Origin of the sequence: Streptomyces oceani (assembly GCF_001751245.1) — a bacterium.
GTDB classification, from domain to species: domain Bacteria; phylum Actinomycetota; class Actinomycetes; order Streptomycetales; family Streptomycetaceae; genus Streptomyces; species Streptomyces oceani.
In genome coordinates, this window is record NZ_LJGU01000116.1 from 100,855 (window position 1) to 118,023 (window position 17,169).

General features: G+C 71.7%; 1 protein-coding gene. It reads left to right on the forward strand.

Annotated features, from left to right (window positions below):
• Positions 1-27: 27 nt before the first annotated feature.
• Entirely contained in the window at positions 28-16,740 is a 16,713-nt protein-coding gene (locus AN216_RS30665; protein ID WP_070196388.1) for a type I polyketide synthase, read from the forward strand.
• The last annotated feature ends 429 nt before the right edge of the window (positions 16,741-17,169 follow it).

Here is a 17,169-nt window from a genome sequence, read left to right on the forward strand (position 1 = left end):
CGATTCTTGAAGGGCTGACAGCACACGATGGACAACAACGAGGCAAAGCTCCGCGATTACCTTAAGCGGGTCACCACCGACCTGCGGCAGGTCCGTGGCCAGTTGCACGAGGTGGAGTCACGGCAGCACGAACCCATCGCTGTTGTCTCGATGGCCGGGCGTTGGCCCGGCGGCGCCCACAGCCCCGAAGAGCTGTGGCAGTTGGTGACCGACGGCACGGACGCCATATCCGGGCTGCCCACGGACCGTGGCTGGGACCTGGACGCGCTGTACGACCCGGACCCGGACGAGCCCGGCACCAGCTACGTCCGGGAGGGCGGCTTCCTCTACGACGCGGCGCAGTTCGACGCGTCCTTCTTCGAGATCTCGCCGCGTGAGGCGTTGGCGATGGACCCGCAGCAGCGGCTGCTGCTGGAGACCTCCTGGGAGGTCTTCGAACGGGCCGGCATCGACCCCGCGACGATGCGCGGCAGCCAGTCCGGTGTCTTCGTCGGTTCCAGCAACCAGGGTTACGCCGTCGACGGCTCCATGGCTCCGGACGAGGTCGAGGGGCACCTGCTCACCGGCGGCTCGGCGGCCGTACTCTCGGGACGGGTCGCGTACCACTTCGGGCTCGAGGGGCCTACCGTCACCCTGGACACGATGTGTTCCTCGTCGCTGGTGGCGACGCATCTGGCGATGCAGTCGCTGCGTGCCGGCGAGTGCTCGATGGCGCTGGTGGGCGGGGTCACCGTGATGTCGTCCACCAGGAACTTCGTGGAGTTCAGTCGGCAGCGTGGGTTGTCGCCGGATGGTCGGTGCAAGCCGTTCGCGGCGGGTGCGGATGGTACGGGTTGGGGTGAGGGTGTCGGCGTACTGCTGTTGGAGCGGTTGTCGGACGCCCAGGCGAACGGGCACCAGGTGTTGGCGGTGCTTCGGGGCAGTGCGATCAATCAGGATGGTGCGTCGAATGGTCTGACGGCGCCGAACGGTCCTTCTCAGCAGCGGGTGATTCGGGCGGCGTTGGCGAACGCGCGGTTGGAGCCGGGCGATGTGGACGTGGTCGAGGCGCATGGCACGGGTACGACGCTGGGTGACCCGATCGAGGCCGACGCGCTGAGCGCCACGTACGGGCGGGCGCACGACGCGGAGCGGCCGTTGTGGCTGGGCTCGGTGAAGTCGAACATCGGGCACACCCAGGCCGCTTCCGGTGTCGCCGGGATCATGAAGATGGTGCACGCCCTACGGGACGGCGTACTGCCAAAGTCGTTGTACTCCGAGGACCCGACGCCGCACGTCGACTGGAGCGACGGCAGCCTGCGACTGCTGACCGAGGCCCGTGCCTGGCCGGAGAGGGACGCCCCGCGGCGGGCGGGTGTCTCGTCGTTCGGTGGCAGCGGTACGAACGCGCATGTGGTGTTGGAGGAGGCGCCTGGGTTTGGGTCTGTGGAGTTTGCTGGTGTTGAGGTTGGGTCTGGGGAGTCTGGGGAGTCGGTTGGGTCTGAGGAGTTTGTGGGGTGGGGTGGTGTGGTGCCGTGGGTGGTGTCGGCGCGTAGTGCGGAGGCGTTGAGGGGGCAGGCTGAGCGTTTGGTGGGGTTTGTGGAGGGTGTGGGTGTTGGGGTGTCGGTGGGGGCTGTGGGGCGGTCGTTGGTGGTGGGGCGTGCGGGGTTTGAGCATCGTGCGGTGGTGGCGGGTGCGTCGCGGGAGGAGTTGGTGTCGGGTTTGGGTGAGGTGGCGGCTGGTCGGGTGGATGGTGTGGTGGATGAGGGTGTGGTGGAGCGTGGTCCGGTGTTTGTGTTTCCGGGGCAGGGGTCGCAGTGGGTGGGGATGGCGCGGGAGTTGTTGGGTGAGTCGGTGGTGTTTGCGGAGGCGATGGGTGAGTGTGAGCGGGCGTTGGAGCCGTTTGTTGGGTGGTCGTTGGTGGGGGTGTTGGGGGATGAGGAGATGTTGGGTCGGGTGGATGTGGTGCAGCCGGTGTTGTGGGCGGTGATGGTGTCGTTGTCGCGGGTGTGGGAGTGGTTTGGTGTGGTGCCGGCTGCGGTGGTGGGGCATTCGCAGGGGGAGATTGCGGCGGCGGTGGTGTCGGGTGCGTTGTCGTTGGAGGAGGGTGCGCGGGTGGTGGCGGTGCGTTCGGGGTTGATTGGTGGGCGGCTTGCGGGTGGTGGGGGGATGGTGTCGGTGGGGTTGTCGCGGTTGGGGGTGGAGGAGTTGTTGGTGGAGTGTGGGGTGGTGGGTGTGTCGGTGGCGGCGGTGAATGGTCCGTCGTCTGTGGTGGTGTCGGGGTCGGTGGAGGGTTTGGATGTGGTGGTGGAGTGGTGTGTGGGGCGTGGTGTGTGGGTGCGGCGGGTGGAGGTGGATTATGCGTCGCATTCGGTGCAGGTGGAGGGGATTGAGGGGGAGTTGGTGGAGGCGTTGGCGGGGTTGGAGCCTCGGGTGCCTCGGGTGCCGTTTTTCTCGACGGTTTCGGGTGGGTGGCTTGATGGTGGGCGGTTGGTGGATGGTGGGTATTGGTATGAGAATTTGCGGTGTTCGGTGGAGTTTGTGGGTGCGGTGGAGGGGTTGTTGGGTGAGGGGTTTGGGGTGTTTGTGGAGCCGAGTGCGCATCCGGTGTTGGTGGTGCCGGTGGGGGAGTCGGCTGAGGTGTGTGGTGTGGATGTGGTGGTGGTGGGGTCGTTGCGGCGTGGTGAGGGTGGTTTGGGGCGGTTGTATGCGTCGTTGGGTCAGGTGTGGTCGCGGGGTGTGGAGGTGGATTGGTCCAAGGCTCTCCCGCGGTCTGGGGGTGAGCCCGAGGTGTTGGTGGATCTGCCGACGTATGCCTTCCAACGCCAGCGCTACTGGCTGGAGGCGCCTTCGGGTGGGCGGCTTTCGGGGGTGGTTGATCCGGTGGATGCGGAGTTTTGGGAGACCGTTGAGCGTGAGGATGTGGAGGGTTTGGCGGACACGCTGGGTATAGCGGATGCTTCGGCGCTTGCTGAGGTGGTTCCGGCGTTGTCGTCGTGGCGGCGGGAGCGGCAGCAGCGGAATGTGGTGGAGGGTTGGCGTTATCGGGTGGTGTGGCGGCAGGCGGAAGCGGTGAGTGGTGCGGGTGGTGTGTTGTCGGGTCGGTGGTTGTTGGTGGTGCCGGCTTCGGGTGAGTGTGGGCAGTGGGTGGAGCGGGTTCGTGCGTGGGTGGAGGCTGCTGGTGCTGAGGTGGTTGTGGTGTCGTTGGCGGCGGATGAGGTGGAGCAGGCGGTTGTCGCTGAGCGGTTGACCGACGCGCTGCCCGAGGGCGACACCCCCGCGGGCGTCCTCTCCCTCCTCGCACTCGACGAGCGTCCCCAACCGGGCCACGAGGGTGTCACCGTGGGGCTGGCGCTCTCCCTGGCACTCGTCCAGGGGCTGCTCACGGCCGGCACCCGGGCTCCCGTATGGATGCTCACTTCGCAGTCGCACACCACAGGTACACAGCAGGACCCGGTACGGAACCCGATGCAGGCCGCGATCTGGGGCTTCGGCCGTGTGGTCGCGCTCGAACAACCCGCTCTCTGGGGCGGCCTCATCGACCTCCCCGAGACGGTCGACGACACCATCGGCACCCTGCTGACCCAGAAGCTCGCGGAGGGCGGGGACGAGGACCAGGTCGCCCTGCGGGCCGCCGGTGCCTTCAATCGCCGTCTGATCCGTACGCCCCGTGGCAGCCGCAAGCCCGCCGAGGAGTGGCGTACCAGCGGCAGCGCGCTCGTCACCGGTGGCACGGGTGGACTCGGCGCGCACACCGCCCGCCTGCTGGCGCAGCGTGGCGCGGAACACCTCGTCCTCACCAGCCGGCGTGGCATGGACGCGCCGGGCGCCGCCGAACTCCAGGCCGAACTGGAGGCGTTGGGTCCGCGGGTCACCATCGCCGCCTGCGACGTGACCGACCGTGAGCAGGTGCGTGACCTGGTGGCGGAGGTGGAGGCGGACGGCCCGGCCTTCCGTACGGTGGTGCACACCGCCGGCTACGGCCTGCTGGTGCCCGTCGCCGACACCAGCATGGACGACTTCGACGAGGGCGCTCGCGCGAAGCTGCTGGGCGCGCAGCACCTGGACGCCGTTTTCGATCGCGAAGACATGGACGCGTTCGTGCTCTACTCGTCGGTCGCCGGCGTCTGGGGCAGCGGGGACCACGGCGCGTACGCCGCCTCCAACGCGTACGTCGACGCCCTCGCCGACCACCGCCGCGCGCGCGGCCTCACCGGCCTGACGATCCCCTGGGGCATCTGGAGCCCGGAGGGCGGCGGCATGGCCGTCGAGGTGGTGAAGGAGCAGCTCAAGTGGCGCGGCATCCCCTTCATGGACGCCGAACTCGCCGTCAGCGGTCTGGAACAGGCCCTGGACGACGACGAGACCTTCCTGGCCGTCGCGGACATCGACTGGCCGCGCTTCGTGCCCGTCTTCACAGCCGCGCACTCCCGCCCGCTGCTGCACGAGGTGCCGGAGGTCGCCGAGCTGCTGACGGCCGACGCGGCCGAGGCGGAGAGCGCGCAGGGCACCTCGTCCGCGCTGCAGGCGCAGCTACGCGGTCTGGTCGTCGCTGAGCGCGAGCGGATGATCGCTGATCTGGTACGTACCCACGTGGCCGGCACGCTCGGCTTCAGTGACAGCTCCGACGTGGCGTCCAACCGTCCGTTCAAGGAGCTGGGCTTCGACTCGCTGACGGCGGTCGAGTTGCGGAACCGGCTGAACACGGCGGCGGGCGTCAAGCTGTCCTCGACGGTCGTCTTCGACTACCCGAACGTCCGGGAGCTGGCCGTCCACCTGCTCGGCAAACTGCTGGGAGACCTGCCGGAGCTGGACGCCCCGGCCGACACCGGGCGGCAGCCGGCGGCCGGACCAGGCCCGGACGACGAGCCGATCGCGATCGTGTCGATGAGCTGCCGTTTCCCTGGTGGTGTGGAGACGCCCGAGGACCTGTGGCGGGTGGTACGCGACGGGCTGGATGTCGTGTCACCGCTGCCCACCGACCGTGGTTGGGACCTTGACCGGCTCTATGACCCGAATCCGGACCGTACGGGCACCACGTACGCGCGCGACGGCGGATTCCTGGACGCCGCCGGCGACTTCGACCCGGCGTTCTTCGGGATCTCGCCGCGTGAGGCGTTGGCGATGGATCCGCAGCAGCGGCTGTTGCTGGAGACCTCCTGGGAGGCGCTGGAGCGGGCCGGCATCGACCCGTACAGCCTGCGTGGCAGTCAAACCGGCGTCTACGTCGGCGCCGCCTACCAGGGCTACGGCAGCGCCGCCGAGGCGCCGGAGGGTCTGGAGGGGCATCTGATCACCGGCACGGTGACCAGCATCGCCTCCGGCCGTATCTCGTACACCCTGGGGCTGGAGGGGCCTGCCGTCACCCTGGACACCGGATGCTCGTCGGCGTTGGTGGCGACGCATCAGGCGGTGCAGGCGCTGCGTAGTGGCGAGTGCTCGATGGCGCTGGCGGGCGCGGCTGCCGTCATGGGCGAGCCGATCGGGCTGATCGGCTTCAGCCGGCAGCGCGGTCTGGCCACCGACGGCCGGTGCAAGGCGTTCGGTGCCTCCGCCGACGGCATGGGAATGGCCGAGGGTGCGGGGATGATCGTGTTGGAGCGGTTGTCGGACGCGCGGGCGAACGGGCATCGGGTGTTGGGTGTGGTGCGTGGTTCGGCGATTAATCAGGATGGTGCGTCGAATGGTCTGACGGCGCCGAACGGTCCTTCTCAGCAGCGGGTGATTCGGGCGGCGTTGGCGAACGCGCGGTTGGAGCCGGGCGATGTGGACGTGGTCGAGGCGCATGGCACGGGTACGACGCTGGGTGACCCGATCGAGGCGCAGGCGCTGTTGGCGACGTACGGTGAGGGACGCGATCCTCAGCGGCCGTTGTGGTTGGGCTCGGTGAAGTCGAACATCGGACACGCCCAGGCGGCTTCCGGCCTCGCTGGGCTGATGAAGATGGTGCAGGCGTTCCAGCATGATCTGTTGCCGCGGTCGTTGCACGCGGAGGAGCCGTCGCCGCATGTGGACTGGTCGTTGGGTGGGGTGGAGTTGTTGGCGCAGGCGCGGGAGTGGGAGCGCGGTGATCGTCCGCGGCGGGCGGGTGTGTCCTCGTTCGGGGTGAGCGGTACGAACGCGCATGTGGTGTTGGAGGAGGCACCTGGGTCTGTGGAGTTTGCTGGTGTTGAGGCTGGGTCTGGGGAGTCTGTGGAGTCGGTTGGGTCTGAGGGGTTTGTGGGGTGGGGTGGTGTGGTGCCGTGGGTGGTGTCGGCGCGTAGTGCGGAGGCGTTGAGGGGGCAGGCTGAGCGTTTGGTGGGGTTTGTGGAGGGTGTGGGTGTTGGGGTGTCGGTGGGGGCTGTGGGGCGGTCGTTGGTGGTGGGGCGTGCGGGGTTTGAGCATCGTGCGGTGGTGGCGGGTGCGTCGCGGGAGGAGTTGGTGTCGGGTTTGGGTGAGGTGGCGGCTGGTCGGGTGGATGGTGTGGTGGATGAGGGTGTGGTGGAGCGTGGTCCGGTGTTTGTGTTTCCGGGGCAGGGGTCGCAGTGGGTGGGGATGGCGCGGGAGTTGTTGGGTGAGTCGGTGGTGTTTGCGGAGGCGATGGGTGAGTGTGAGCGGGCGTTGGAGCCGTTTGTTGGGTGGTCGTTGGTGGGGGTGTTGGGGGATGAGGAGATGTTGGGTCGGGTGGATGTGGTGCAGCCGGTGTTGTGGGCGGTGATGGTGTCGTTGTCGCGGGTGTGGGAGTGGTTTGGTGTGGTGCCGGCTGCGGTGGTGGGGCATTCGCAGGGGGAGATTGCGGCGGCGGTGGTGTCGGGTGCGTTGTCGTTGGAGGAGGGTGCGCGGGTGGTGGCGGTGCGTTCGGGGTTGATTGGTGGGCGGCTTGCGGGTGGTGGGGGGATGGTGTCGGTGGGGTTGTCGCGGTTGGGGGTGGAGGAGTTGTTGGTGGAGTGTGGGGTGGTGGGTGTGTCGGTGGCGGCGGTGAATGGTCCGTCGTCTGTGGTGGTGTCGGGGTCGGTGGAGGGTTTGGATGTGGTGGTGGAGGCGTGTGAGGGGCGTGGTGTGTGGGTGCGGCGGGTGGAGGTGGATTACGCCTCGCATTCGGTGCAGGTGGAGGGGATTGAGGGGGAGTTGGTGGAGGCGTTGGCGGGGTTGGAGCCGAAGGAGCCGGAGGTGCCGTTTTTCTCGACGGTTTCGGGTGGGTGGCTTGATGGTGGGCGGTTGGTGGATGGTGGGTATTGGTATGAGAATTTGCGGTGTTCGGTGGAGTTTGTCGGTGCGGTGGAGGGGTTGTTGGGTGAGGGGTTTGGGGTGTTTGTGGAGCCGAGTGCGCATCCGGTGTTGGTGGTGCCGGTGGGGGAGTCGGCTGAGGTGTGTGGTGTGGATGTGGTGGTGGTGGGGTCGTTGCGGCGTGGTGAGGGTGGTTTGGGGCGGTTGTATGCGTCGTTGGGTCAGGTGTGGTCGCGGGGTGTGGAGGTGGATTGGTCCAAGGCTCTCCCGCAGGGTGGCCCGTTGGTGGATCTGCCCACGTATGCCTTCCAACGCCAGCGCTACTGGCTGGAGTCCACCCGTACCGTCACCGGCGGCGACGGCGCCCAGGACCCGGTGGACGCGAAGTTCTGGGAGACCGTCGACCGCGAGGACGTGGACACCCTCTCCGGCGAACTGGGCGTCCCCCACGAGGACCGCGACGCGTTGCACGGAGTGCTGCGGGCCCTGTCGTCCTGGCGCCGTGACCGCCAACAACGCAGCATCGTGGATGGTTGGCGGTACCGGATCGCCTGGCGCCCCCAGTCGCCGCCGGCCGCCACGACTCCGTCCTCGCTCACCCTGGACGGCACGTGGCTGCTGGTCGTCACCGAGGGCCAGCAGGACGACGCCGCCGTACGGGAGGCGCGCGACGCGCTGCACAACCTCGGCGCGCAGACCCGGACGCTGGTCGTCACCTACGACGACGCGGACCGCAACTGGCTCGCGGACCGGCTGCGTTCGGAGGTACCCGAGGCACCGTCCGGCATCTTCTCGATGCTGGCCATGGACGAGCGGCGGTGGAGCGCGGACGAGGCGATGACCGGCAGCCTCGTGCTGACCACCATCCTGCTCCAGGCGCTCGGCGACGCCGGGATCGACGCCCGGCTCTGGTGCGTCACCCGGGGCGCGGTGTCCGTCACCCGTCCCGATCCCGTGGAACGTCCGACCCAGGCGATGGTCTGGGGGCTGGGCCGGATCGCCGCGCTGGAGTACCCACGGCGCTGGGGTGGTCTCATCGACCTGCCGAGGACGCTGGACGAGCGGGCCACCCGCCGGCTCGCCCGAGTACTCACCGGCGAACTGGACGAGGACCAGGTCGCCGTACGCCCCTCCGGGGTGTTCGCTCGCCGGCTGCTGCGGGCCGTGAGCCCCGGGGAGTCGGAGCGCGAGACCTGGCGGCCGCACGGCACCGTGTTGGTGACCGGTGGCAGCGGGAGCATCGCCGCGCACACCGCGCGCTGGCTCGCCCAGGGAGGCGCCGAGCACCTCGTACTGGCCAGCCGGCGGGGCCCCGACGCGCCCGGCACGGACGAACTGCTCGCCGAACTCGCCGCCCTGGGCACCTCGGCCACTCCCGTCCGCTGTGACGTCGCGGACCGTGCGGCGGTGGATCGGATGCTGGCGGAGCTGCCCGAGGATCAGCCGTTGACCGCCGTGGTGCACACCGCCGGCGTGATCGACGACGGGATGATCGACAGCCTGACGCCCGAGCGCGCGGCCGGTGTGCTGCGTCCCAAGGTGGACGCGGCGGACGTGCTGCACGAGGCGACGCGGCACCTCGAACTGTCCGCGTTCGTGCTGTTCTCCTCCATGGCCGGCACCCTCGGCGGTCCCGGCCAGGCGAGTTACGCCGCCGCCAACGCGTACCTCGACGCGCTCGCCGAGCGGCGCCGCGCCGACGGACTGCCCGCCACCTCGATGGCCTGGGGCGCCTGGGCCGGCGGTGGTCTGGTGGACGAGCGACTGGCCGCGAGCCTGCGGGACATCGGAGTGCCCCCGATGGACCCGGGTCTCGCCATCTCCGCCCTCCAGACCGCGCTGGACCTGGACGAGACGTACGTGGTCGTCGCCGACGTGGACTGGAGAGTCGCCAACGAGCGGGTCGCCGCGGCTCTGCGCGAACTGCCCGAGGCACAGCGCGAGGAGACCGTGTCCCACAAGGACAACTCGCTGGACGGTGCCGCCCCGCTGGTGCGCCGGCTCGCCGCCGGCGCCGCCGGTGAGCGGCGCGGCGGCCTGCTGGAGGCCGTACGCGCGCAGGCCGCCGCGGTGCTCGGATACGAGGCGGCGGAAGCGGTTCCGGCCAACCGGGCCTTCCGCGACCTGGGCTTCGACTCGCTGACCGCGGTGGAGCTGCGTAACCGGCTCGGCGAGGCCACCGGCCTGCGGCTGCCAGTCACCATGGCCTTCGACCACCCGACGGCGAACGTGCTGTCCGACTTCCTGCACGACGAGCTGTTCACCGGCGGTGACCAGTCCGGCGCGCTGGCGCCGCCGAGCGCTGCCGTGGATCAGGACCCGATCGTCATCGTGGGGATGGGCTGCCGTTTCCCCGGCGACGTACGCTCACCGGAGGACCTCTGGCGGCTCGTCGCGGACGGCGCGGACGCGATCGGGCCGTTCCCGGACAACCGTGGCTGGGACATCGACGGGTTGTACGACCCGGACCCGGACCGGCCCGGCACCTTCTACGCCCGGGATGGCGGCTTCCTCTACGACGCCGACCACTTCGACCCGGCGTTCTTCGGCATCTCCCCACGGGAGGCGCTGGCCATCGACCCGCAGCACCGGTTGCTGCTGGAGACCGCCTGGGAGGCGTTCGAGCGGGCGGGTGTCGACCCGTCCTCCGTACGCGGCACCCAGGCGGGCGTGTTCGTCGGCTCGAACTACAACGACTACGGCTCCCGCGTCCGGCAGGCACCGGAGGGCATGGAGGGCTACCTGGCCACCGGCAGCGCCAGCAGCGTCGCCTCCGGTCGGATCGCGTACACCTTCGGGCTGGAGGGGCCGGCGGTCACCGTCGACACCGCGTGCTCCTCCTCGCTGGTCGCGCTGCACCAGGCCGCGCAGGCGCTGCGCGCCGGGGAGTGCTCCATGGCGCTGGCCGGCGGCGTGACGGTGATCTCCACCCCGGACACCTTCATCGAGTTCAGCCGCCAGCGCGCGCTGGCGCCGGACGGGCGCTGCAAGGCGTTCGCGGCGGACGCTGACGGCGCGGGCTGGGCCGAAGGCGCCGGGTTGGTGCTGCTCGAGCGGCTGTCCGACGCACAGGCCGCCGGGCACCGGGTGCTGGCAGTGGTGAAGGGCAGCGCCGTCAACCAGGACGGCGCCAGCAACGGGCTGACCGCGCCCAACGGCCCCTCCCAGCAGCGGGTCATCCGGGCCGCGCTCGGCCAGGCCGGGCTCGCCCCGGAGCAGGTCGACGCGGTGGAGGCGCACGGCACCGGCACCCCGCTGGGCGACCCGATCGAGGCGCAGGCGCTGATGGCGGTGTACGGCGCGGAGCGGGCCGCCGACCGGCCGCTGTGGCTGGGCGCGGTGAAGTCCAACATCGGGCACACCCAGGCCGCTTCCGGTATCGCCGGCGTGATCAAGACGGTGCAGGCGATGCGCGCCGGCACCCTGCCGCGTACGTTGCACGCCGACGAGGAGTCGCCGCACATCGACTGGGCCGCCGGCAGCGTACGACTGCTGCAGGAGGCCCGGGACTGGCCGCGCGGCGAGGAGCCGCGCCGGGCCGGGGTGTCGGCCTTCGGGATCAGCGGCACGAACGCGCACGTACTCCTGGAGGAGCCCACGGGGGACGCGCCGGACGACGACCCNGCCGCCGCGGTGCTCGGATACGAGGCGGCGGAAGCGGTTCCGGCCAACCGGGCCTTCCGCGACCTGGGCTTCGACTCGCTGACCGCGGTGGAGCTGCGTAACCGGCTCGGCGAGGCCACCGGCCTGCGGCTGCCAGTCACCATGGCCTTCGACCACCCGACGGCGAACGTGCTGTCCGACTTCCTGCACGACGAGCTGTTCACCGGCGGTGACCAGTCCGGCGCGCTGGCGCCGCCGAGCGCTGCCGTGGATCAGGACCCGATCGTCATCGTGGGGATGGGCTGCCGTTTCCCCGGCGACGTACGCTCACCGGAGGACCTCTGGCGGCTCGTCGCGGACGGCGCGGACGCGATCGGGCCGTTCCCGGACAACCGTGGCTGGGACATCGACGGGTTGTACGACCCGGACCCGGACCGGCCCGGCACCTTCTACGCCCGGGATGGCGGCTTCCTCTACGACGCCGACCACTTCGACCCGGCGTTCTTCGGCATCTCCCCACGGGAGGCGCTGGCCATCGACCCGCAGCACCGGTTGCTGCTGGAGACCGCCTGGGAGGCGTTCGAGCGGGCGGGTGTCGACCCGTCCTCCGTACGCGGCACCCAGGCGGGCGTGTTCGTCGGCTCGAACTACAACGACTACGGCTCCCGCGTCCGGCAGGCACCGGAGGGCATGGAGGGCTACCTGGCCACCGGCAGCGCCAGCAGCGTCGCCTCCGGTCGGATCGCGTACACCTTCGGGCTGGAGGGGCCGGCGGTCACCGTCGACACCGCGTGCTCCTCCTCGCTGGTCGCGCTGCACCAGGCCGCGCAGGCGCTGCGCGCCGGGGAGTGCTCCATGGCGCTGGCCGGCGGCGTGACGGTGATCTCCACCCCGGACACCTTCATCGAGTTCAGCCGCCAGCGCGCGCTGGCGCCGGACGGGCGCTGCAAGGCGTTCGCGGCGGACGCTGACGGCGCGGGCTGGGCCGAAGGCGCCGGGTTGGTGCTGCTCGAGCGGCTGTCCGACGCACAGGCCGCCGGGCACCGGGTGCTGGCAGTGGTGAAGGGCAGCGCCGTCAACCAGGACGGCGCCAGCAACGGGCTGACCGCGCCCAACGGCCCCTCCCAGCAGCGGGTCATCCGGGCCGCGCTCGGCCAGGCCGGGCTCGCCCCGGAGCAGGTCGACGCGGTGGAGGCGCACGGCACCGGCACCCCGCTGGGCGACCCGATCGAGGCGCAGGCGCTGATGGCGGTGTACGGCGCGGAGCGGGCCGCCGACCGGCCGCTGTGGCTGGGCGCGGTGAAGTCCAACATCGGGCACACCCAGGCCGCTTCCGGTATCGCCGGCGTGATCAAGACGGTGCAGGCGATGCGCGCCGGCACCCTGCCGCGTACGTTGCACGCCGACGAGGAGTCGCCGCACATCGACTGGGCCGCCGGCAGCGTACGACTGCTGCAGGAGGCCCGGGACTGGCCGCGCGGCGAGGAGCCGCGCCGGGCCGGGGTGTCGGCCTTCGGGATCAGCGGCACGAACGCGCACGTACTCCTGGAGGAGCCCACGGGGGACGCGCCGGACGACGACCCGCTGGCGGCGGCACCGGCTGACCCACGGACGGAGGAAACGGCGCCCGCACCCCTCCCGGCGCCCGCCCCCGTGCCGTGGCTGCTGTCCGCGCGCGGCACTGAGGCGCTACGCCAGCAGGCCGCCCGGCTGTCCGCGCACCTCGCCGGCGGTACGGCCGTCGGCGAGGCCGGTCCGCCGCCCGGCGTGCCCGATGTGGCACTGTCGCTGGCGACCACCCGTGCCGGCTTCGAGGACCGGGCCGCCGTGCTCGGCACCGACCAGGAGCAGATGACCGAGGCGCTGGCGGCGCTGGCCGCCGGCCGCGAACACCCGCGGCTGGTCACCGGCCGGGCACGGGGCGGCAAGACAGCCTTCCTGTTCACCGGGCAGGGGGCGCAGCGCGCCGCCGCCGGGCGCGAACTGTACGAGCTGTCCCGCCCGTTCGCGGACGCCCTGGACGAGGCGTGCGCGCATCTGGACGCGCACCTGGAACGGCCGCTGCGCGAGGTGCTGTTCGCCGAGCCGGGCACGCCCGAGGCCGCGCTGCTGGACCAGACCTGCTACACCCAGGTCGGCCTGTTCGCGCTGGAGGTGGCGCTGTTCCGGCTGCTGGAGGCGTACGGCCTGCGCCCGGACTACCTCCTCGGCCACTCGGTCGGCGAACTCGCCGCCGCGCACGCCGCCGAGGTCCTGTCGCTGCCGGACGCCTGCGCGCTGGTCGCCGCCCGCGGCCGGCTCATGCAGGAACTGCCCGGCGGCGGCGCGATGGTGTCCGTACAGGCCAGTGAGGAGGAACTGCTGCCGCGCCTCGAGGAGTACGCCGGCCGCGCCACCCTCGCCGGGCTGAACGGACCGCGCTCGACGGTGCTCTCCGGCGACGAGGACGCGGTCACCGCGATCGCCGAGAGCCTCGCCGCCGAGGGTCGCAAGACCAAGCGGCTGACGGTCAGTCACGCCTTCCACTCGCCGCACATGGACGGCATGTTGGAGGAGTTCGAGCGGCTGGCCGCCCAGCTCACCTACCACGAGCCGCGGCTGCCGGTGCTCTCCAACGTCACCGGCCGGCTGGCCACCGGCGACGACCTGCGCACCGCCGACTACTGGACGCGGCACGTCCGGCAGGCCGTGCGGTTCCACGACGGCGTACGCCTGTTGGCCGACGAGGGCGTCACCGCGCTGGTCGAGCTGGGCCCGGACGGCGTGCTCACCGCGATGGCCGACGACTGCCTCAGCGGCACGGGCGGATCGGGCGGTACGGACGCCACGGACGGCGCCGACGTCCCGGAGCAGGAGCCCAGCGGGGCCGAACAGGCCCCCGGTGCCGCCGACTCCCGTACGGCCACCGCCCGCACCCTGGTGCCGCTGCTGCGCCGGGACACCGAGGACACCACCGCGCTCGCGCACGCCCTCGCCCGGCTGCACACCGCCGGGCACGGGCTGAACTGGGCCACGGTCCTCGCCCCGTACGCCCCCCGGGTGGTGGACCTGCCCACCTACCCCTTCCAGCAGCAGCGGTACTGGCTGGAGGCCAGCGGCGAGCAGGACATGTCCGCGACCGGCCTGGAGGCCGCCGGGCACCCGCTGTTGGCCGCCGTGGTGCCGCTCGCCGGTTCCGCCGGCACCGTGCTGACCGGCGCGCTGTCGCTGGCCCGGCAGCCCTGGTTGGCGGACCACGCGCTGGACGGGAACGTCATCCTCCCCGGCACCGCGTACGTCGAACTCGCCCTCCAGGCGTGCGCCCGCGTCGGCGCGGCCGGGATCGACGAACTCACCCTGGAGACGCCGCTGGTGCTGCCCCGCAAGGGCGCCGTGCAGCTCCAGGTCACGGTGCACGAGCCGGAACCCTCCGACGGTCCGGCCGGGGGACCGGCGGCCGGCCGCGCGCTGACCGTGCACACCCGCCCGGCCGACGACCCCGAGGCGGAGTGGACCCGGCACGCTTCCGGCGTCCTCACCGACACGCCCGTACCGCAGGAAGGACTGACGGCCTGGCCGCCACCGGAGGCGGAGCCGGTGGACGTGGACGACCTGTACGACCGGATCGCCGCCCGCGCCTTCGACTACGGCCCCGCCTTCCGCGGCCTCACCGCGGCCTGGCGGCTCGGCGACGAGGTGTACGCCCAGATCGCCCTGGACGAGGAACAGCACGGCACCGCCGGCCGGTGCGCCCTGCATCCGGCGCTGCTGGACGCCGCGCTGCACACCCTCGCGCTCGTCCCGGACCAGGCGGGCCGTGCGGTCGCGCCGTTCACCTTCCGCGGCGTGTCCCTCGCCGCGGCGGGAGCCACCGGGCTACGGGTACGCCTCACGCCGGCGGTGGCCGACCCGGAGGCTCCCGCGGATGCCGAGAACACCGGCTCCGAGCCCGCGTACGCCGTACAGGTCGCCGACACCACCGGTGCGCCCGTCGCCAGCGTCGACGCCCTGGTCCTGCGCCCCGTGCACAGCGCCCAGTTGGCCGCCTCCGGCGCCGGGCCGCGCGGGCTGCACCGGCTGGAGTGGACCGAGACGCCGCTGCCGGCGGCGTACACCGGACGGGTCGCCGTGCTCGGCGACGCCACCGACCTCGCCGAACTCGGCTCGCCCGAGGGCGGCCACGGCAGCCTCACCGAGCTGGTCGAGGCCGTCGCCGGCGGCGCGCCCGTGCCGGACACGGTGCTGGCGCCGCTCGCCCCGACGGACGCCACCGGCACCGCAGACGCCGTACGACACGCCACCACCCGCGCGCTGGAGCTGGCCCAGGCGTGGCTCGCCGAGCCCGGACTGGCCGCCGCCCGGCTGGTGTTGTGCACCCGGCAGGCAGTGGCCACCGGCCCGGCGGCGGCGTCGGTCGCGGTCGCGCAGTCGGCCGTATGGGGACTGCTGCGCGCGGCTCGTACGGAGAACCCGGGCCGCTTCGCGCTGCTGGACCACGACGGCGGCGACGCCTCCCTCGGCGTCCTGACCGGGGCACTCGCCACGGGCGAACCGGAGGTGGCGCTGCGCGACGGCACCGCCCTGGTGCCCCGGCTGACACGCGCCCAGCACGCCGACACGGTGCCGTTCGGCGGCTTCGCCGAGGGCGGCACCGTGCTGGTCACCGGTGCCAGCGGGGTGCTGGGGCAACTACTCGCCCGGCACCTAGTGGTCAGCCACGGCGTACGCTCGCTGCTGCTGACCAGCCGGCGTGGCGCCGAGGCCGCGGGGATGCCCGAACTATGCGCCGAACTGCACGCGCTGGGCGCCGAGGTCACCCTCGCCGCCTGCGATGTCGCGGACCGCGCGCAGCTCGCCGAGCTGCTCGCGGGCGTGTCGGAGGAGCACCCGCTGACGGCGGTCTTCCACACCGCCGGCGTGCTCGAGGACGGCGTCCTCGACTCGCTCACCCCGGAGCGTATGGAGCCGGTGCTGCGCGCCAAGGTGGACGCCGTGCTCAACCTGGACGACGCCACCCGCGAGCTGGACCTGGCGGCGTTCGTGCTGTACTCCTCGGTCGCCGGCACCCTCGGCGGCGCCGGACAGGCCAACTACAGCGCCGCGAACGCCTTCCTGGACGGTTTCGCCGGCCAACTCCGCGCCACCGGCCGCCCCGCCACCTCGCTCGCCTGGGGTCTGTGGGCGGAACGCAGCGGCATGACGGGCAAGTTGGACGGCGCCGACCTGCACCGGGTCGCGCGCGGCGGCGTACGGCCCATGGCGTCCGAGGAGGCGCTCGCGCTGCTGGACGCGGCGTTGGCGGCGGACGAGCCGTATCTCGTACCAGCCCAGCTGGACGTCTCGGCGCTGCGTGCGCCGGACGGCAGCGTGCCGCACGTGCTGCGTACCCTCGCGCCCTCGCGGGCACGGCGCGCCACCGCCGCCGGCGGTGGCGCCGCTGAGCAGGGGGCGGGGGAGCGCGGGCTGCGGGAACGGCTGGCGGCGCTGCCGGAGGCGGAGCGCTCGCAGGCCGTGCTGGACACGGTGCTGGAGCAGGCAGCCTTGGTCCTCGGGCACGCCTCCAGCGAGGCCATCGACCCGGAGCGGGGTTTCCTGGAGTCCGGCTTCGACTCGCTGACGGCGGTGGAGCTGCGGAACCGGCTCGGTACGGTCACGGGCGTACGGTTGCCGGCCACGCTGCTGTTCGACTACCCGGACCCGATGGCGCTCGCCGCGCACCTGCTGGTGAAGGTCGCTCCGGCACCCGCCGCGCCGACCTCGCTGCTGGGCGGAGTGGACGCCTGGGAGGCGGAGTTCGAGCGGATCGTGGCGGATGACACGGCACGTGCCGAACTCACCGGCCGGCTACAGGCGTTGCTCAGCCGTTTGGAGACGGCGGGTGGTGCCGACGGCGAGTCGGTGGAGAGTCGGGTCGAGGAGGCGTCGGACGACGAGCTGTTCGACTTCATCGACAACGAGCTGGGCGGCTCCTGACCTGAGCTGACCCGGACTCCCGGATCGTCGTTCGCCGGCCGTGTGCCGGGCGCTGCGCGGGCGCTCGGCACACGGCCCGGGTGGTGAGTGCCTCCTCGAAAGCCATGACCATGAACCGGGGCAGGCCCTCTTCGTCCACCCGTCGGTGTCGATGTGTCCACTTCGACGTGGGCGGTACGGGTCGCCAAAACGCTTCCACGAGGGCGTTCGTGATTCCGGGTGGCACGCTGCCGAGCCGAGCATCCGGGGGATCCGGAGCTGGCGTGGCCGTATGGTTCGTCTGTTATGGATACCAGCAACCCAACGGGTGCTTCTCGCCCAGGTGCCGAGAAAGTCCGGCAGGGCTCCCAGCCGGGTCGCGCGGATTTCGTCCGTCCGGACGGGAGATCCGTCCGTTCGGACCGGAGGCTTGGCCGGTCGGCCGGGAAG